The sequence below is a fragment of the Lysobacter oculi genome, assembly GCF_003293695.1.
Taxonomy (GTDB): domain Bacteria; phylum Pseudomonadota; class Gammaproteobacteria; order Xanthomonadales; family Xanthomonadaceae; genus Solilutibacter; species Solilutibacter oculi.
Genome location: NZ_CP029556.1, coordinates 1,916,310 through 1,934,756 on the forward strand (window position 1 = coordinate 1,916,310; position 18,447 = coordinate 1,934,756).

The 18,447-nt window shown below is 68.3% G+C and carries 15 protein-coding genes and 1 pseudogene; 3 read left to right on the plus strand and 13 right to left on the minus strand.

From position 1 onward, the window contains the following. Positions 1 to 2 precede the first annotated feature (2 nt). Genes cyoE through DCD74_RS09300 form a run of 4 tightly spaced genes read right to left on the minus strand, consistent with a single transcriptional unit; the run spans position 3 to position 3,372 of the window. Positions 3 to 917, minus strand: coding sequence for a heme o synthase (gene cyoE, locus DCD74_RS09285; RefSeq protein ID WP_112927062.1), 915 nt, complete (start codon positions 915 to 917; stop codon positions 3 to 5). Positions 918 to 920: 3 nt separating this feature from the next. Then, the gene (locus DCD74_RS09290) at positions 921 to 2,078 is read right to left on the minus strand and encodes a COX15/CtaA family protein (RefSeq protein ID WP_112927063.1); all 1,158 of its coding nucleotides are present in this window, start codon (positions 2,076 to 2,078) and stop codon (positions 921 to 923) included. Further along, entirely contained in the window at positions 2,075 to 2,647 is a 573-nt protein-coding gene (locus tag DCD74_RS09295) for a hypothetical protein (protein ID WP_112927064.1), read from the minus strand. Before DCD74_RS09295 ends, DCD74_RS09290 begins: the two co-directional genes overlap by 4 nt. Continuing rightward, a complete protein-coding gene (locus DCD74_RS09300; protein ID WP_112927065.1) occupies positions 2,644 to 3,372 on the minus strand; it encodes an SURF1 family protein in 729 nt (242 codons plus the stop codon). Before DCD74_RS09300 ends, DCD74_RS09295 begins: the two co-directional genes overlap by 4 nt. Before the next feature lie 50 nt (positions 3,373 to 3,422). On the opposite strand from DCD74_RS09300, the gene DCD74_RS09305 reads away from it, so the two are divergent. Then, positions 3,423 to 3,650: a twin transmembrane helix small protein gene (locus DCD74_RS09305; protein WP_112927778.1), complete on the plus strand. Its 228-nt coding sequence runs from the start codon at positions 3,423 to 3,425 to the stop codon at positions 3,648 to 3,650. 77 nt (positions 3,651 to 3,727) lie between these two features. On the opposite strand, the gene DCD74_RS09310 is transcribed toward DCD74_RS09305, so the two are convergent. The 5 genes and pseudogenes from DCD74_RS09310 to coxB all read right to left on the minus strand — a co-directional run bounded on the left by DCD74_RS09310 (position 3,728) and on the right by coxB (position 7,937). Continuing rightward, a complete protein-coding gene (locus tag DCD74_RS09310) occupies positions 3,728 to 4,615 on the minus strand; it encodes a cytochrome c oxidase subunit 3 (protein ID WP_112927066.1) in 888 nt (295 codons plus the stop codon). 25 nt (positions 4,616 to 4,640) lie between these two features. After that, positions 4,641 to 5,171, minus strand: a complete 531-nt coding sequence (locus tag DCD74_RS09315; RefSeq protein WP_237049707.1) for a cytochrome c oxidase assembly protein — start codon at positions 5,169 to 5,171, stop codon at positions 4,641 to 4,643. A gap of 41 nt (positions 5,172 to 5,212) precedes the next feature. After that, positions 5,213 to 5,350, minus strand: coding sequence for a hypothetical protein (locus DCD74_RS12700; protein ID WP_162615965.1), 138 nt, complete (start codon positions 5,348 to 5,350; stop codon positions 5,213 to 5,215). Between the two features lie 61 nt (positions 5,351 to 5,411). Beyond that, positions 5,412 to 7,025 (minus strand): annotated as a pseudogene (ctaD, locus tag DCD74_RS09320) (cytochrome c oxidase subunit I); the annotation flags it as partial. A gap of 42 nt (positions 7,026 to 7,067) precedes the next feature. Then, entirely contained in the window at positions 7,068 to 7,937 is an 870-nt protein-coding gene (gene coxB, locus DCD74_RS09325) for a cytochrome c oxidase subunit II (protein ID WP_112927779.1), read from the minus strand. 224 nt (positions 7,938 to 8,161) lie between these two features. Between coxB and putA the strand changes: the two genes are divergently transcribed. Further along, positions 8,162 to 11,359, plus strand: coding sequence for a bifunctional proline dehydrogenase/L-glutamate gamma-semialdehyde dehydrogenase PutA (gene putA, locus DCD74_RS09330; RefSeq protein WP_162615966.1), 3,198 nt, complete (start codon positions 8,162 to 8,164; stop codon positions 11,357 to 11,359). A gap of 103 nt (positions 11,360 to 11,462) precedes the next feature. Here putA and DCD74_RS09335 read toward each other — a convergent pair whose 3' ends face one another. After that, positions 11,463 to 12,893, minus strand: coding sequence for an OmpP1/FadL family transporter (locus DCD74_RS09335; RefSeq protein WP_112927069.1), 1,431 nt, complete (start codon positions 12,891 to 12,893; stop codon positions 11,463 to 11,465). 177 nt (positions 12,894 to 13,070) lie between these two features. Here DCD74_RS09335 and DCD74_RS09340 point away from each other — a divergent pair, with 177 nt between their 5' ends. Continuing rightward, complete coding sequence (locus DCD74_RS09340; RefSeq protein ID WP_112927070.1) at positions 13,071 to 13,751, plus strand: rhomboid family intramembrane serine protease; 681 nt, start codon at positions 13,071 to 13,073, stop codon at positions 13,749 to 13,751. A gap of 393 nt (positions 13,752 to 14,144) precedes the next feature. Here the strand turns inward: DCD74_RS09340 and DCD74_RS09345 are convergent, their stop codons facing one another. The 3 genes from DCD74_RS09345 to gpmI all read right to left on the minus strand — a co-directional run bounded on the left by DCD74_RS09345 (position 14,145) and on the right by gpmI (position 18,410). Further along, the gene (locus tag DCD74_RS09345) at positions 14,145 to 15,536 is read right to left on the minus strand and encodes a S41 family peptidase (protein WP_112927071.1); all 1,392 of its coding nucleotides are present in this window, start codon (positions 15,534 to 15,536) and stop codon (positions 14,145 to 14,147) included. Positions 15,537 to 15,604: 68 nt separating this feature from the next. Next, entirely contained in the window at positions 15,605 to 16,774 is a 1,170-nt protein-coding gene (locus DCD74_RS09350) for a murein hydrolase activator EnvC family protein (protein ID WP_269467325.1), read from the minus strand. Next, positions 16,674 to 18,410: a 2,3-bisphosphoglycerate-independent phosphoglycerate mutase gene (gene gpmI, locus DCD74_RS09355; protein ID WP_269467324.1), complete on the minus strand. Its 1,737-nt coding sequence runs from the start codon at positions 18,408 to 18,410 to the stop codon at positions 16,674 to 16,676. The genes DCD74_RS09350 and gpmI overlap by 101 nt, the downstream gene beginning before the upstream one ends. Between the last annotated feature and the right edge of the window lie 37 nt (positions 18,411 to 18,447).

Here is an 18,447-nt window from a genome sequence, read left to right on the forward strand (position 1 = left end):
GCTCAGCCCACCGGTTCCAGCACGAAGGCCGGCGCCGCTTCCAGCCACGGCATCAGCCAGTGGTCGATGAGCAGGAAGGCGAACAGCGCCATCAGGTAGACCACCGAATAGTTGAAGACGCGCATCGCGAAGAATTCATCCGGCGGGTCCTGCAGCTTCCACGCGTACCAGATGAAGACCAGGCCCAGCACCACCGCGCCGCCGAGATAGAACACGCCGCTCATGCCCGACACCCACGGCAGCAGGGTCGCGGCGAACAGCAGCACGGTATAGAGCAGGATCTGCCAGCGCGTGTAATGCACGCCGTGGGTCACCGGCAGCATCGGGATCAGCGCGCGCGCGTAGTCCTGGCGGCGGAAGATCGCCAGCGCCCAGAAATGCGGCGGCGTCCAGACGAAGATGATCAGCACCAGCAGCAGCGCATGCGCCCAGTCCCAGGCGCCCTGCATCCCGGTCACCGCCGACCAGCCGAGCAGCGGCGGCGCGGCACCGGCGATGCCGCCGATGACGATGTTCTGCGGCGTCGCGCGCTTCAGCCAGCCGGTGTAGACGATGGCGTAGCCGATCAGCGACGCGAACGTCAGCACCGCCGTCATCACGTTGACGAAGAGCACCAGCACCAGCATCGACAGCACGCCCAGCGCCACCGCGAAGGCCAGCACCTGGCGGCCATTGAGCGCGCCGGTCGGCAGCGGGCGGTTGGCGGTCCGCGCCATCACCGCGTCGATGCGCTGGTCAATGAGGTGGTTGATCGCCGCCGCCGAAGCCGCCGCCAGCCAGATGCCGAACAGCCCCAGCACGCTTTCCTTCAGCGGCGGCAGACCCGGCACGGCGAGGAAAATGCCGACCAGCGCGGTGAACACGATCAGCGCCACCACCCGTGGCTTGGTCAACGCCCAGTAGTCGCGCGCGCGCATGGTTCAGTCTTTCCGGTCGAGGGGCGCCAGGCGCGCCAGCAGGGTCACCAGCAACAGCAGTAGCAAAGCCGCGCCGCCGTTGTGCATCACCGCCACCTTGAGCGGCAGGCCCAGTTTGACGTTGGCGATGCCGAGCGAAATCTGCGCCAGCGTGAGCAGGCCCAGCAGCACGCCCCAGCCGCGCATGCCCGGCACGCGCAGCAGCTTGAGCATCAGCGACAGCATGTAGACCAGCACCACGCCGGCGAAGATCCGGTGCATCAGCTGGATGGCGGTACGCGCCGGCGCATCCAACACGCCGCCTTCGTAATCCACGCCGATGCCGCGCCAGAGCACCAGCGCCTCGCCGAAATCATGGCGCGGCCACCACTGGCCGAGGCAGGTCGGGAATTCCACGCCGCAGGCCAGCGCCGCGTAGTTGGCGCTGGTCCAGCCGCCGAACGCGATCTGCACCGCCAGCACCGCCAGCCCCACCCGCAGCCAGACGCGCAGCGCATCGGCATCCACCACCCGTAACGGCAGGCCGGTGGCGCGCCAGGCCATCCACGCCAGCAGCCCGAGCGTAGTCATGCCGCCGAGCAAATGGCCCATCACCACGATCGGCTTGAGCAGCCAGGTCACCGTCCACATCCCCAGCAGGGCCTGGAAGATGATCATCGCCAACGTCAGCACCGCGACCCGCGACAGGTCGCTGTTGGACCAGCGCCAGGCCGCGGCCAGCAGGATCGCCTCGCCGGCCAGCGCCAACGCGCTCGCGGCCACGTGCTCGCCGTGCATATAAAGGGGGATGGCGATGCCGACCAGCAGCGCCGCGCCCAGCACCTGGGTTACGCCCCACGAACGGCGGCGCGCGCCGAGCAGCGCCAGCAGCAGCACCAGCACGCCGAGCGAGGCGGCCAGATGACGATGCACCTGCTCGCGCCAGGCCTTGCTGTCGTCGAACACGCGGATGCTGCTGGCGGCGAGATCGGCCACTTCACCCGAGGCCTTGGGCCAGGTCGCGCGGCCGTAGCAGGTCGGCCAGTCCGGGCACGACAGCCCGGCATGCGAAAGCCGCACGAAGGCGCCGAACACGATCACGCCCAGCGCGAGCGCCACCGCCAGCCAGGCGATGCGGTGGAAATGGCGGGCCATGCCCGGGCCGTGCAGGAGTGGGGTCATTGCAGCTTCATCAATTTGGACACGTCCTTGCGCAGCAGCGCCAGGTCGAGATCAGGCGGGAAGCGCAGCACCACGAAGCCGTAGGGGTCGATCAGGTACACCGGCGCGCCCTTGGCATCGGAGGTGCGCGGCAGCTGCGCGCGGACCGCGGGGTCATCGCGCAGCAGCTTGAGCGTCGGCGGGCGCGGCGCATCGGCGGGGAAATCGCCCATCCACAGCAGGTCGAGATGCTCGGCTTCCTTGCCGAAGAGTTCGCGCACCTTTTCCAGATCGGCGGCGCGCGCACCACAGGCGGCATCGCAGCCCGGTGGCGCGATCACCAGCAGCCGCTTCATCCGCGCCTCCGGTGTCCAGCGATAAGGCGTGCCGTCCTGCAGGTGCAGCGTGCTGTCGGCGAGCGCGATCATCGGGTCGATGCGCTCGCCATTGGTCTTCGGCGAAGGCAGCAGGCCGCCGTAGTTCAGCGCCAGCGCCAGCAGCACCGGGCCGAAGATCAGCGCCGCGATCATCACCAGCGCACGACGGTTGCGGGTACGGGCTTCGGGCGTCACGGACTGGAGCTGGTTCATGGGCGGCGGCGGTTGCGCAAGGTAAGGAGGAGGGCGATGACGAGCACGGCGGCCGACAGCGCGAACCACTGCACCGCGTAGCCCAGGTGGCGTTCCGGTGTCAGGGTGTTCGGCAGCACGTCGAGATCGCGCGCCTGCCCGATCGGCAGCGCGGGATCCAGCCGCAGGATGCGCGGGGCGATGGCCGGCAGGCCACTTTCCGCGGCTATTGTGGCGGGCACCAGCGCGATCACCAAATGCGCGCCGTCAGGCATGCGGGTTTCCGCGCCGGCCAGCAGTCCGCTGGAAGGCGGCGGCAGCAACAGGCCGCGCACCGCGACCGTACCCGCAGGCGGCGGCTCGATGGCCGGCAAGGCGCGGTCGCCACCGATCGGCAGCCAGCCCATTTCGACCAGCAGCGGCGCCGCAGCGCCCTGCGGCTGGAACAGGCGGAATACCCGCACGCCGGGCCGGCCTTCGCGCTGCTGGTTGTCGAGCAGCCACGGCGGACCGGGCAGGAAGCGGCCTTCGCCGGCCGTCCAGTCGTAGCTCTGGCGCCGCGCGGGGTCGGCCGCGAGGGCGAGCGGCTGCGGCAGGCGGTCGTGCAGCACGGCGGCGACCGAAGCCAGCATCGCCTCCTTCTCGTGCATGCGCCGCAGCTGCCAGCTGCCCAGCGTGCAGCCCAGCGCGATCAGCAACAACGCCACGCCCCAGCCGATGTACGGCGTGGCCTGCCGGCGGTTCATCGCGCGGTTCCTGTCATGGCGGCGGCAACCGCGTTAAAGTGCCGGGCATGATGAGTCCCGCACTGAAGACCCTGCTGGTCGTCGCCTTCCTGATCGCCATCATCTGGAACCTGGGCGCCGGCCTGTACTACATGCTCACCGACAAGGGCGAGTCCAAACGCACCGTCAACGCCCTGACCAAGCGCATCGCGCTGTCGGTCGTGCTGATCCTCCTGCTGGCGCTGGCGATCAAGATGGGCTGGGTGGTGCCGCATGGGGTGGGAAGCAATCCGGGCTGATCGGTTCGGGACATCGAGACGAAAGAGGCCGGCATTTGCCGGCCTCGTGCCATCCGGACGTGGGCCGGGGCGGTGCGTCAGAGCACGTAGACAAACAGGAACAGGCCCAGCCAGACCACATCGACGAAGTGCCAGTACCAGGCCACCGCTTCGAAACCGAAATGGTCCTTGGCGGTGAAGTGGCCCTTCAGGCAGCGCAGCCAGATGACGATCAGCATCAGCGTGCCCAGCGTCACGTGCAGGCCGTGGAAGCCGGTGAGCATGTAGAAGGTCGAACCGTAGATGCCGGAGCCCAGGGTCAGGTTCAGGCCGCTCCAGGCGTGCATGTATTCCTCGGCCTGGAAGAACAGGAAGGTGCAGCCGAGCAGGATGGTCAGGCCCAGGAACAGCAGCAGCATGCCGCGCTTGCCGTCCTTGAGCGCATGGTGGGCGATGGTGATGGTCACGCCCGAGGTCAGCAGGATCAGCGTGTTGAGCAGCGGCAGGCCCCAGGCACCGACGGTCTGGAAGTGGCCGCCGATGGTCGCCGGGCCATTGCTCGGCCACCCGGCCGAATAACCCGGCCACAGCAGGGCGTTGGTCATCACGCCGTCGCCGGCGCCGTTGAGCCACGGCAGCGCGAACTGGCGGGTGTAGAACAGCGCGCCGAAGAAGGCGCCGAAGAACATCACTTCGGAGAAGATGAACCAGATCATCCCCATGCGGAACGAGGTGTCGACCTGCTTGTTGTAGTAGCCGCGCAGCGACTCGGTGATCACATCCGCGAACCACTTGAAGATGATCGCCGCCAGGAAGGCGATGCCGAGCAGGAACACCGTCTTGCCCCAGCTGGTCTCGTTGAGCCAGCTGGCGAAGCCGACCATGGTGATGAACAGCGCGACCGAGGCCCAGATCGGCCAGCGGCTGTGGGTCGGCACGTAATAGACGGCCGGGTTGCGATGTTCGCTAGCGTGGGCTTGTGCCATGGTCGTTCTCTCTTGCGTCGTTCAGTCAGGGCGCGGCGGCGTGTTTGCCGGCGTTCGCCTGGGCCGTCAGGGTGTCGTTGCGGTAGAAGGCGTAGGACAGGGTGAGCGTCTTGACGTCGGCCGGCAGCGCCGGATCGACGATGAAGCGCACCGGCATCTCGCGCGATTCGCCCGGTCCGAGCTCCTGCGCGGTGAAGCAGAAGCATTCGGTCTTGTTGAAGTACTTGGAGCCGCGTGCCGGCGCCACCGAAGGCACCGCGCTGCCGACGATGATGCGGCCGCTGGTGTTCTTCGCGTGGTAGGTGGTTTCGTACTGCTTGCCCGGCTGCACCTGCAGGGTGGCCTGGTTGGGATGGAACTCCCACGGCAGCGCCGAATTCACTCCACCGTCGAACTGCACCGTCACCCAGCGCGACGTGCCCGCCGCCGGGACGGCCGCCTGCGCATCCGAGGCGCCCTGCGCAAGGCGCACGCCGAATACCTTCTCGCAGGCGATGCGGTATAGCGGCACCAGCGCGAAGCTGAAGGCGAACGCCGCCAGCGCCACCAGCAGCATCCGGCCGAGGCCATGGTTGCGACGCTTGGCTGCGGGTGAATTCACTTCAGCACACCCGACAGCATGAAGACCACGTAGACCCCCACCGCGATGCCCACGACGATCCATGCGGTGCGGCGCACGGCACGACGCCGCGCTTCCGCATCCATCACCGGCGCGGGCGTGTGATCAGGATTCACGCACGTTGGTTTCCGGCGCATTGACCACGCGCGCGTGCTTGTCGGAGAAGTCCAGGTCGTCGACGTCGCCGTGGGCCAGGTCACCCGGGCCGATTACCGGCGGCAGCTCGAAGGTGTGATGCGGGGCCGGCGACGGCACCGTCCACTCCAAGCCGCGGGCGCCTTCCCAGGCGCGGGCCGGAGCCTTCTCGCCGTGCTTGAGCGAGCGGATCAGGATGTAGGCCATCATGAACGGCGTGATGAACATGCCGAACGCGCCGATCGAGCTGATGAAGTTCCAGTCCGCGAACACCACGTTGTAGTCCGGGATGCGGCGCGGCATGCCGGCCAGGCCCAGGAAGTGCTGCGGGAAGAACACCAGGTTGACGAAGACCATCGTCCACCAGAAATGGAAGCTCGCGGCCTTCTCGCTGTACATGCGGCCGGTCCACTTCGGCCACCAGTAGTAGATGGCGGCGATGATCGCGAACAGCGCGCCGGTCACCAGCACGTAGTGGAAGTGCGCCACCACGAAGTAGGTGTCGTGGTACTGGAAGTCGGCCGGGACGATCGCCAGCATCAGGCCCGAGAAGCCGCCGATGGTGAACAGGAACACGAAGCCGATCGCCCACTTCATCGGCGCCTCGAAGGTCATCGAGCCGCGCCACATGGTGCTGGCCCAGTTGAAGACCTTCACGCCGGTCGGCACCGAGATCAGCATCGTCGCGAACATGAAGTAGATCTCGCCGCCCAGCGGCATGCCCACGGTGAACATGTGGTGGGCCCAGACGATGAACGACAGGAAGGCGATCGCCGCCGTCGCGTACACCATGGCCTGGTAGCCGAACAGCGGCTTGCGGCTGAAGGTCGGAATGATCTCGCTGACGATGCCGAAAGCCGGCAGGATCATGATGTAGACCTCGGGGTGCCCGAAGAACCAGAAGATGTGCTGGTACATCACCGGGTCGCCGCCACCGGCCGCGTTGAAGAAGCTGGTGCCGAAGTACTTGTCGGTCAGCAGCATCGTCACCGCGCCCGCCAGCACCGGCATGACCGCGATCAGCAGGAAGGCGGTGATCAGCCAGGTCCAGCAGAAGATCGGCATCTTCAGCAGGTCGACGCCCGGCGCGCGCATGTTGAGCACGGTGGCGATGATGTTGATCGCGCCCATGATCGAGCTGATGCCCATCATGTGGATGGCGAAGATCATGAAGGACACGTTGGCGCCGCCCTGCAGCGACAGCGGCGGGTACATCGTCCAGCCACCGGCGGGTGCGCCGCCCGGCAGGAAGAAGGTCAGCAGCAGCAGCGCGAAGGCGAACGGCATGATCCAGAAGGACCAGTTGTTCATGCGCGGCATCGCCATGTCCGGCGCGCCGATCTGCAGCGGGATCATCCAGTTCGCCAGGCCGACGAAGGCCGGCATGATCGCGCCGAAGATCATCACCAGCGCGTGCATGGTGGTCAGCTGGTTGAAGAACTCCGGCTTGACGAACTGCAGGCCCGGCTGCAGCAGCTCCGTGCGGATGCCCACCGACAGCGCGGCACCGATGATCGCCATGGTGAAGGAGAACAGCAGGTACAGCGTGCCGATGTCCTTGTGGTTGGTGGAGAACAACCAGCGTTCGGCGAACGACTGCTTGTGGCCGTGGTGGTCGTCGTGGTGATCGGCGGCGGTGGGGTGGGTGGCGGACATGCGCTGGACCTCGGAATGCTTTGTTTCGGATCGCCGGATGGATCAGCCCGCGGAAGCGGGTTCGGCGGCGGGGGCGGCGGTCGGCTCTGCAGCCGGCGCGGCAACGGGGGCGGCCGCGGTCGTGCCGCCGGCCTTCCGATCCTGCAGCCACTGCTGGTACTCGCCCTTCGACACGGCCTTGACCACGATCGGCATGAAGCCATGGTCCTTGCCGCAGAGTTCGGCGCACTGGCCGCGGTAGATGCCGGGCTCGTCAATCTGCGTCCAGGCCTCGTTGATGATTCCCGGGATGGCGTCCTGCTTCCAGCCCAGCGCCGGCACCCACCAGGCGTGGATGACGTCGTCGGCGGTGATCACGAAGCGGATCTTGGTGTCGGTGGGCAGCACCAGCACGTTGTCGACATCGAGCAGGTAATGCGGGTGGTCGGTCTCGGCCACGTGCTTGCCGCTCTGGCGGATCTCGTCGCTCTTGCGGTCGAGGCGGCTGGTGAAGGAGACATCCTCGCCCAGGTACTCGTACTTCCACATCCACTGGTAGCCGGTGACCTTGACGGTCATCTCGGCATTGCGGGTGTCGTACATCTTGATCAGGTTGCGGGTGGCCGGAAACGCCAGCACCACCAGGATGACCACGGGGATGATGGTCCAGACGATTTCCGCGGTGGTGTTGTGGCTGAACTGCGAAGCCACCGCGCCCTTCGACTTGCGGAACTTGAACATCGCGTAGGCCATCGCGCCGAACACCAGCACGCCGATGCCCACGCACAGCCACAGCGCCCACATGTGCGCCTCGTAGGCCGCGTGCGAGGTCGGGGTGACGCCGCGCCCCATGTTGAGCTGCCAGCGCTTGGGATCCGCCGACTGCGCCCACGCCATCATCGGCAGGCACGCTGTCAGCGCCCCGATTGCCATCGCCTTGCCGGCGCGTGCCAGTTGCACCATGTCTGAAGGATCCCGAATGCGTGCAGTCCGCTGGAGGCGACCGCGGTGACGAAATACCGGCCCTTTGCCGGTTCAACCTTGAAATGGTAGCGGCGGCGTACCCCACGGGGCAAGTCGGCGCCTGATCCAGCGCAATTCCCCGGCCCGGCGCCCGACCTATAATCAAGAGTTGACTCCTCCACCGAGCCTTCGCCTTGAGCGCGCCCCTGCTCTCCTCCATTTCCCCCGTCCCGTCTTCCGCCCCGCGCGCCGCGATCACCCACGGCTGGGTGCTGGATGAAACCGCCCACGTCCGCGATCTGCTGGCGCAGGCCCGCCAACCCGATGCCGACCGTGCCGAGGTCCGCGCCACCGCCGCCAACCTGGTCAAGCGCGTCCGCGCGCGCGCCGGCGATGCCAGCCTGGTCGAGTCCTTCATGCGCCAGTACGACCTGGGCAGCGAGGAAGGCGTGCTGATGATGTGCGTGGCCGAAGCCCTGCTGCGCATCCCGGACCAGGACACCGCCGACGCGCTCATCCGCGACAAGCTGGGCGAAGCCAACTGGAAGCGCCACCTCGGCCAGAGCGATTCGCTGCTGGTCAATGCCTCGACCTGGGGCCTGCTGCTGACCGGCAAGCTGGTCAACCTGTCCGACGACACCCAGCGCGACGTCCACGGCGCCTTCGGGCGGCTGGTCGGCAGGCTGGGCGAGCCGGTGATCCGCGGCGCGGTGCGCCAGGCGATGAAGATCATGGGCCACCAGTTCGTCATGGGCCGGACCATCGGCGAGGCGCTGACCCGCTCCAAGAAGGGCGAGAACGCCGCCTACCGGTACTCCTTCGACATGCTCGGCGAAGGCGCGCTGACCATGAAGGACGCCGCGCGCTACCTGGAGGCCTACCGCCAGGCGATCCACGCCATCGGCGGCACCGGGCCTTTCAGCGATGTGTTCGCCGCGCCGTCGATCTCGGTGAAGCTGTCCGCGCTGCACCCGCGCTACGAGCACGCCAAGCGCGAACGCGTGCTGGCCGAACTCGGCCCCGGCCTGCTGGAACTCTCGCAGCTGGCGAAGCAGTACGGCATCGGCCTGACCATCGACGCCGAGGAAACCGACCGCCTCGAACTCTCGCTCGACCTCATCTTCAGCGTGCTGGCCGATGACAGCCTGCGCGGCTGGGACGGCTTCGGCATCGTGGTGCAGGCCTACCAGAAGCGCGCGCCGTTCGTCATCGACTACATCGCGGCGAAAGCACGCGAACTCGGCCGCCGCATCCCGGTGCGCCTGGTCAAGGGCGCCTATTGGGATGCGGAAGTGAAGCGTGCGCAGGTGGAAGGCCAGCCCGGCTATCCACTGTTCACCCGCAAGCCCAATACCGATGTCAGCTACCAGGCCAACGCGCGCCGGCTGCTGAAGAACATCGACGCGATCTACCCGATGTTCGCCACCCACAACGCGCAGACCATCGCCGCGATCCACCGGATGGCGAAGACCGAACTCGGCGGCGGCGCGCGCCACGGCGACGGCTTCCGCTACGAGTTCCAGAAGCTGCACGGCATGGGCGACGATCTGTATGCAGAAGTGATCCCGGCCGACCGCCTCGACGTGCCCTGCCGTGTCTATGCGCCGGTCGGTTCGCACGAGGACCTGCTGCCCTACCTGGTGCGCCGCCTGCTGGAGAACGGCGCGAATTCCAGCTTCGTCAACCGCATCACCGACGAGGCCATTGCCATCGACGACCTGGTCCGCGACCCGGTCGAGGTGGTCGCCGGTTTCGATTCCATCCCCCATCCCCGCATCCCGCTGCCGGTCGACCTCTACCGCAGCCAGGGCCAAGACCGAGACAATTCCATGGGCATCAACCTTGCCAACGACGACGCGCTGCGCGCGCTTGCCGCCGAACTCAACAACGCCGGCAGCGGCAGCTGGACCGCCGCGCCGCTGGTGCCGGGCGTGACCGCTTCGGGCGAACGCATCGCGGTGACCAATCCCGCCGACCGCCGCGAGACCGTCGGCCACTGGCAGAGTGGCGATGCCGCGACCGTCGAGCGCGCCATCGCCAACGCATTGGCTGCACAGCCGGGCTGGGATGCGACGCCGGTCGACACCCGCGCCGCGTTGCTGGAAAAGGCCGCCGACCTGCTCGAATCCCGCATCGCCCACTACATGGCGATGTGCACCAAGGAAGCCGGCAAGACCATGCCCGACGGCGTCGCCGAAGTGCGCGAGGCCGTGGACTTCCTGCGCTACTACGCGCTGGAGGCGCGCAAGGCGTTCACCGTCGAGGCGCTGCCCGGCCCGACCGGCGAATCCAACACCCTGCAGCTCGCCGGCCGCGGCTTGTTCGTCTGCATCTCGCCGTGGAACTTCCCGCTCGCCATCTTCATCGGCCAGGTCGCCGCGGCGCTGGCCGCCGGCAACACGGTGATCGCCAAGCCCGCCGAGCAGACCAACCTGATTGGCCATGCCGCGGTGAAGCTGATGCACGAAGCCGGCATTCCCGCCGACGTGCTGCAGTTCATCCCGGGCGATGGCGCCACGGTCGGTGCCGCGCTGACCAAGGACGCGCGGATCGCCGGCGTCTGCTTCACCGGCTCCACCGACACCGCGCGGCTGATCAACCGTGCGCTGGCCGACCGCCGCGAAGGCATGATCGCCACGCTGATCGCCGAGACCGGCGGCCAGAACGCGATGATCGCCGACTCGTCCTCGCTGCCCGAGCAGGTGGTGAAGGATGCGCTGGGTTCGGCGTTCACCTCGGCCGGGCAGCGCTGTTCGGCGGCGCGCGTGCTGCTGGTGCAGGACGACATCGCCGACAAGGTGGTGCAGATGCTGGCCGGCGCGATGGCGGAGTTGAAGGTCGGCGATCCCGGCCAGCTGGAGACCGACATCGGCCCGGTCATCGACACCGACGCGAAGTGCGCGCTGGACGAACACGCATCGCGCATGTCCGGCGGCGTCGGCAGGCACATCGCCACCGCCACGCTCGGCGCAGGCACCGAGCACGGCACGTTCTTCGCGCCGATCGCCTGGGAGCTGGATTCGCTCGACCGGCTGACCAAGGAGAACTTCGGCCCTGCGCTGCACGTGATCCGCTGGAAGGCCGAGGACCTGGACCGCGTGGTCGATGCGATCAACGCCACCGGCTTCGGGCTGACGCTCGGCATCCACTCGCGCATCGACGAGACCATCGAGCGCATCGTGCGTCGCGCCAAGGTCGGCAACATCTACGTCAACCGCAACCAGATCGGCGCGGTGGTCGGCGTGCAGCCGTTCGGCGGCCAGGGCATGAGCGGCACCGGCCCGAAGGCCGGCGGCCCGCACTACCTGCCGCGCTTCGCCACCGAGAAGACGGTGACGGTCAACACCACCGCCGCCGGCGGCAACGCCTCGCTGCTGACGCTGGGCGACTGAGCCGCGTCATCCCCCGCATGCCGCGCGACGCACTGCCGTCGCCGGCATCGCCCAAAGAAAAACCCCGCGCAAGGTGGGGTTTTTCGTGCCACATTCGAAGCGATCAGAACTTGTAGGAAGCGCCGATGCCGAAGATGTTGGCGTGGCCTTCGACCTTGCCGGTCAGCAGCGTGCCGGTGGACGACACCGAGTTGATCGGGGCCTCCTTCAGGTTGACACGCATGAACGCCGCATCGACCGAGATGTTCGACGTGGCGTGCCAGGTGGCACCCAGGCTGAGCAGCGTGCGGTCGTTGTCGGGCAGGCGCGGCGTGCGGTTGGCGTCGTGGGTCGGGGTTTCATCGCGGCCCACGCCGGCACGCAGGGTGAACGCCGGGCTCAGGTCGAACTCGGCACCGAGCGAATACATATTGGAGTCGCTCCAGTGATACTCCTCGACACCGATCTGCGTGGCGCCACGGAGGATCGTCACGTTGCGCAGCGACGACCAGCTGGTGCGCTGGTATTCGCCGAGCAGGCGCACGCTGTCGGTCACCTTGTACAGGGCCGAGAAGGTGTGGGTGCTCGGCGTGGTCAGTGCGGCACCACCGGCGCCGTCTGCGAAGCGGGCGCTCATGCCCGGCAGCGCCAGCACGTTGGCCGGCACGGTGAAGTCGACCGCGCCCTTGAGCTCATGGTCGATTTCCGACTTGTAGGCGTAGCCCACGGAGAACTTGTCGGTCGGCTTCCACTGCATGCCAATGATGAAGCCGATGCCGTTGTCCTTGCCGCTGACTTCAAAGAAGCCGTCGTTGCGGCCCGGGCCATAGGCGGCGGTCGCCGGGTTGAGGCAGAGCGAGGTGAAGGCCGCCGCGCCCGCAGGCGTGGTCGCGCCGGCAGCCAGCTGGCCGCAGACCGCGGTACCCAGGTCGAGCGCGTTGGTCAGGGTCACTTCGGCGCGCTGGAAGATCACGCCGGCACCGATCGAGAACTGGTCGCTCGGCTTCCAGGCGGCGGACAGGGTGGCATCGACCACCTTCACGTCCGAGGTCACGGCGTTGTAGCGGCCGACCCAGTCCTTGTCCCACTCGGTCTTCAGGCCGTACGGCGCGTTGACGCCGAAGCCGACCCACAGGTTCTCGAAGCTGCCCGATAGCGGCATCACCACCGCGAACGACGGCACCGCGGCGACATCGCCCGGGTCACCGCCGTTGCCGCCGGTGGCCGGCTTGGCCAGCGCGCGGATGGCCGGGTTGGCGTTGGTGGCGAACGGCGCGCCGGTCAGCGCGGTGCCGGTGAAGTCGCCGTTGAGGTCGATGAAGCTGGCGTTGGAGACCACCGTGGTCGAGGTCAGGTTGGTCATCGCGGCCGGGTTGGTGATGGCGACGGTGGCGTCATCCTGTGCAACCGTGGTGCCGGTGAACGCACGACCCAGGGTCTTGATGCTGTTCTCGCGGATCTGGAAGCCGGAAGCGGCGGCGTTGCCGACGACCAGCGCACCAATGACGGCGACCGCAAGGGCGGACAGTCGGGCTTGGCGGGAAGCGTGCTGCATGTGTTCTCTCCGTAGTGCTCGGTTGTGTAAGGTGGATGGCCTGCATCGTCGCGCGGTGCGCGCCAGGAACGTCCCGGCATACGGCTCCGTCTGCACTATAGCCAGATTCACTTCTCGCTAACATTCTGCAGTGCAACGCGGGCCGTATGGTTTCCCCTATTCATTTTTGGAGCCTGCTTGTTCGTCGCCATCCCCCCCCGCCACAAGTCGCAGGCGCGCTGGCTCACCCCGCTGCTGGTCGTCGCCCTGTGCGCTGCATTCGTGTGGACGCAGTCGATGAGCCCGTTGGCCCGGCAGTCGCTGCTGCAGGGCTGGGGCATGCTCGGCGCACTGGGCATGGAAGGACCGGACGCGAGCCATCCGGCGCGCTGGATCCGCCTGGTCAGCGCATTGTTCCTGCACGGTGACTGGTCGCACCTGCTCGGCAACTTGGTGTTCCTGATGATCTTCGGGCTGCCGGCCGAGCGCGTGCTGGGCTCGCTGCGCCTGCTGGCGGTGTTCCTGCTCGGCGGCGCCATCGCCAACCTGGCCGCCTCGCTGTCGATCGCCGGCGACCAGGTGATCATCGGTGCCAGCGGTGCGGTGTCGGCGGTGATCGGCGCCTGGCTCACCCTGTTTCCCAATGCGCGGCTCGGCGTGGTGCTGCCGCTCGGCCTGTTCCTGGAATTCGTGCATGCCCCGGCTACCTGGCTGATCGGGTTGTGGATCCTGCTGCAGGTGCTCTTCGCCTACATCGGCCCGGCCTACGGGCAGGTGGCGTGGGTGGCGCATGTCGCGGGCTTCGGCGTGGGCGGCGCACTCGCCCTGCTCTCACGCGGCGCGATCGCCAAGCGGATGCGCCGGGCACGCGGCTACTGAAGTCGGGCACGAAGCCGCATCAATACGGCATCAATGGCGGTGATTGCGAAGCTGCTTGCGGGTCGCGTGATGCGTGGCGACATTGATCGCGCTGATTGATCACACGCGACGACGACGGGCCTTCGCCCCACCGAAGCCGCCTCGCTGATCGCGTGATACGCGGCATGGCTTGATCGCGCGGATTGATCGCACCGAATGGCGACGAAGGGATGGAAGCCGCATCCACATCCCACCGTCATCGGTATTGCTGAGCCGCTTTCGGGTCGCGTGATGCGCGGCATGGCACTTGATCGCGCGCATTGATCACCCGCGATAACGACGAATGGCCCTCGCCCCACCGAAGCCCCACCGAAGCCGCATCGTTGCGGACGTGGCACGCGTTGATCGCCCCGCTTACTTCTCCGGCGGCTTGACCGGCTGCGGCGGTGCGACGGGGAGCGTGACGACCGGCGGCACCTTGACTGCCGGTGGCGGCGCATCGCCGGCCATGCGCTTGAGTTCCGCCAACGCGGCTTCGATCGGCTTGTCGCCCGGCAGCACTTCGCCGGCGTTTTCGCCCGCCATCGGTTCGCCTTCCTCTTCGCCGCGCAGGTGGCCGCGCAGCGACGCCTCGTTCATGCGCGCGATGTCCGCCGCCGTCGCGCCTTCGCCATGCAGCACCACATCCGGCGCGATGCCGACGCCCTGGATCGAACGCCCGCTCGGCGTGTAGTAACGCGCGGTGGTGAGCTTGACCGCGTCGCCATTGTCGAGCGGCAGCAGCGTCTGCACCGAGCCCTTGCCGAAGGTGCGGCTGCCGATGATCCGCGCGCGCTTGAGGTCGCGCAGCGCGCCGGCCAGCACTTCCGAGGCACTGGCCGAACCCGCATCCACCAGCACCACCACCGGCGCGCCCGACAGCAGGTCGCCCTTGGTCGCGCTGAAGCTGGTGTCGCCGCCCTTCAGGCGGCCGCGCGTGCTGACGATGGTGCCGGCATCCAGCAGGTCGTCGGCCATCTGCACCGCGCCGCTCAGCAGGCCGCCCGGGTTGCTGCGCAGGTCGATGACGAGACCCTTGAGCTTGCCGCCGGACTGCGTGTTCAGCGCGGTGATGCCCTTGGAGAATTCGTCGGCGGTGCTGCTCTGGAAGCTGGCCACGCGCACATAGCCATAGCCCGGCGCGAGCACGCGCTGGCGCACGCTCTGCATGCGGATGCGCTCGCGCACCAGGGTCACGTCGAAGGGCTTCTCCTTGCCTTCGCGCTGCACGGTGATCTTGACCGGCGAACCCGCCGTGCCGCGCAACGGCGTGCTGCCGTCCGCATCGCTGACCGGCTTGCCGTCGATATGGGTGATGACGTCGCCGGACTTCAGGCCCGCACGGTCGCCCGGCCCGCCTTCGATCGGCGAGATGATCTTCAGCACCGGGCCCGGCTGCTGCTGCAGTTCAAGCCCGACGCCGTCGTAGGCGCCGGTCGCGTCCTGGTTGAAGTCGCGCGCCGCCTCGCGATCGAAATAGACGCTGTGCGGGTCGAGGTCGAGCAGCAGGCCGCGCAGCGCGGAGTGCATCAGCTTCTCGTCGGGGACGGGCTCGACGTAGGCCTCGCGGATCGCGTTGTACACGCTGACGAAGCGGCGGATCTCGGCCAGCGGCACCTGGCGGGTGACGCTTTCGACGCCATCGGGGTCGTCGACGGCGGCGACATCCGGCTTCGCGCCCTTGTCCTCCGGGTCGGGCTGCTGCTGCGCGTGGGCAGGCAGCGCGAGCATCAGCGCGAGGACGAGGGGCAGCGGGCGAAGGCGCATCGGGCGCTCCTGCAGGGACGATGCGGCGATTATGCGCGGACGCCGCTTGAGCGGGCGATGAAGCGCCGTCAGCGGCGCAGCCACACTGAAGGATTGACCGGCTTGCCGCCGCGCCGCAGTTCGAAGTACAGCGCGGGCCGGCCCTGCCCGCCCGAATTGCCGACGCTGCCGACCGCATCGCCCTTGCGCACCGCCGCGCCGACATCATTCATCAGCGCATCGTTGTGCGCGTACAGGCTCATGTAGCCGTTGCCGTGGTCGACGATGCAGAGCAGGCCGTAGCCACTCATCCATTCGGCGAAGACCACCTGGCCATCGGCGACGGCACGGACCGGCGTGCCGGCGGCCGCGCCGATCAGCAGGCCCGAACTCGCGCTGCCGTCCGGCATGGTGCCGCCGAAGCCGGCGAGCAGGCTGCCGGCCAGCGGCCAGCCCGCGCCACCGACGGCCACCGGCGCGGCCGTGGCGACGCGCGGCGGCGGGCGCGTGGCGCGTGCGGGCGAGCCCGGCGTGCGGCTGCCACGCGCGGCCTCGGCGCGATCACGCCTGGCCTGCGCGGCGGCCTCGCGGCGCTCGCGTTCGGCGGCGGCGCGGCGTTCACGCTCGGCTTTCGCGGCGGCGGCACGCAGCTGGCCCAGCACGCGTTCCAGCGCTTTCGCGTCCTGGCCGAGCGCCTTTTCGCGGCTGGCCTTGTCCTGGTATTTCGCATCCACCTGCGCGAGCAGCGTCGCGCGCTGCCTGCGTTGCTGCGCGACTTCCGCGAGTTCGGCCTGATGCCGCTTCCGCGCCACCGCCAGCAAGGTCTGTTTCTGGCCGATTTCGGTTTCCACCACCTGCAGGGCCTTGAGGCGCTCGCTGATGTCGCGGATGCGCGCGGCGCGGTCGCGTTGCAGGGCGGCGTAATAGGCCAGCTCGCGGTTGCCCTGGGCGATCTGGTCCTGCGAGAGCATCACCTTGAGCGGCGCATCGCCGCCGGTCATGTAGGCGGCGCGCACCAGCTTCGCCAGCACCTCGCGCTGGCCGACCAGCGACTGCGCCAGGGCTTCGCGCTGCTGCTGCAGGCTGCCGAGCGCGGCCTGCTCGCGGCCGATCGCGGCGGTGGTGTCGTTCAACGCGCGCGTGCTGCGGCCCACCGCTTCATCGGCCTCGCGCACCGCGCGTGACGCCTGCCCGCGCTGGCCTTCCAGCTGGCGTCGCTCGCTGCCGATCTGCTTGAGCTCCTTGCGCAGCTCCTGCAGCTTGCGTTCGGTCTCGCGGGTGTTCTGCGCGGTCGCCGCGCCGGCCAGCAACGTCAAGGCGATGGCACAGGCGACAGCGCGGGAACGCGGGCCTCATCCTTCGAACAGGCTCCGGCCGCTCATTTCGGCGGGCTTGTCGATGCCGAGCAGGTCGAGCAGGGTCGGCGCGACATCGCGCAACGCACCGCCCCCCGCGCAGCGTCGCGCCGGCACGCGCACCGACATAGACCAGCGGCACAGGGCCGACGGTGTGCGCGGTATGCGGCTGGCCGGTCTCGGGGTCGCGCATCATTTCAAGATTGCCGTGGTCGGCGGTGACCAGCAGCGCGCCGCCGACGTCTTCCACCGCCGCGCTGACCGCGCCGATCGCGACATCCACCGCTTCGGCGGCTTTCACCGCCGCGTCGAGCATGCCGGTGTGGCCGACCATGTCGGGATTGGCGATGTTGCAGACGATGCAGTCGTAGGCCTGCGTGCGGATCGCGGCCACCAGTTTGTCGGTGAGCTCGGGGCAGCTCATTTCCGGCTGCAGGTCGTAGGTGGCGACCTTCGGGCTCGGGATCAGCGTGCGCGCCTCGCCTGCGTACAGGTCTTCGCGGCCACCGCTGAAGAAGAAGGTGACGTGCGCGTATTTCTCGGTTTCGGCGATGCGCAGCTGGCTGAGACCGTGCGCGGCCAGCACTTCGCCGAGCGTGTTGGCGAGGTTGTCCGGCGGCCAGGCCACGGTGGCCGGCAGCTTGGCGTCGTATTCGCTGAGGCAGACGAAGTCGGCCAGCGCCGGACGCCGCGCGGCGAAGCCATCGAAGCCCGGCTGCACGAAGGCGGCGGTGAGCTGGCGTGCGCGGTCGGCACGGAAGTTCATGAACACCACCGCGTCGCCGTCTTCGATCTTGGCGCCGCTTCCGATCACCGTCGGCTGCACGAACTCGTCGTTCTCGTCGCGTGCGTAGGCGGCATCGAGCGCATCCAACGCGCTATCGGCGCGATGCATGCCTTCGGCTTCGACCATCGCCTGCCATGCGGCCTCGACGCGGTCCCAGCGCTGGTCACGGTCCATCGCGTAGTAGCGGCCGGACACGTTGGCGATGCGTGCGTTGCCCAGCTCGTCGCACAGCGACTGCAGCGCTTCGAGGCTGGCACGCGCCGAACGCGGCGGCGTGTCGCGGCCATCGAGGAAGGCATGCACGGCGACGCGCGGCACGCCGAGCTGCTTCGCCATCCTCAACATCGCGAACACATGCGTTTCATGGCTGTGCACGCCACCCGGCGAGAGCAGGCCGAACACATGCAGGGTGCGGTCGTCCGCCTTCGCCGCCTCGCACGCCCTGACCAGCGCGCCGTTGCCGAAGAAGCTGCCGTCCTCGATGGCCGCGTCGATGCGGGTCAGGTCCTGGTAGACGATGCGGCCGGCGCCGAGATTCATGTGGCCGACTTCGGAATTGCCCATCTGCCCGTCCGGCAGGCCGACGTGGCGGCCTTCGGTGTGGATCAGCGTGTGCGGGCGCGTGTCCCAGAGCCGGTGCCAGTGCGGCAGGGTGGCGAGGGCGAGCGCGTTGTCGGCCGGGTCTTCGCGGTATCCCCATCCATCCAGGATCAGCAGGACGACGGGCTTGGGGCGCGATGCGGCTTCGGACATGACGTGGGGACCAGTGACTTTCGACGGATGCCCGGCG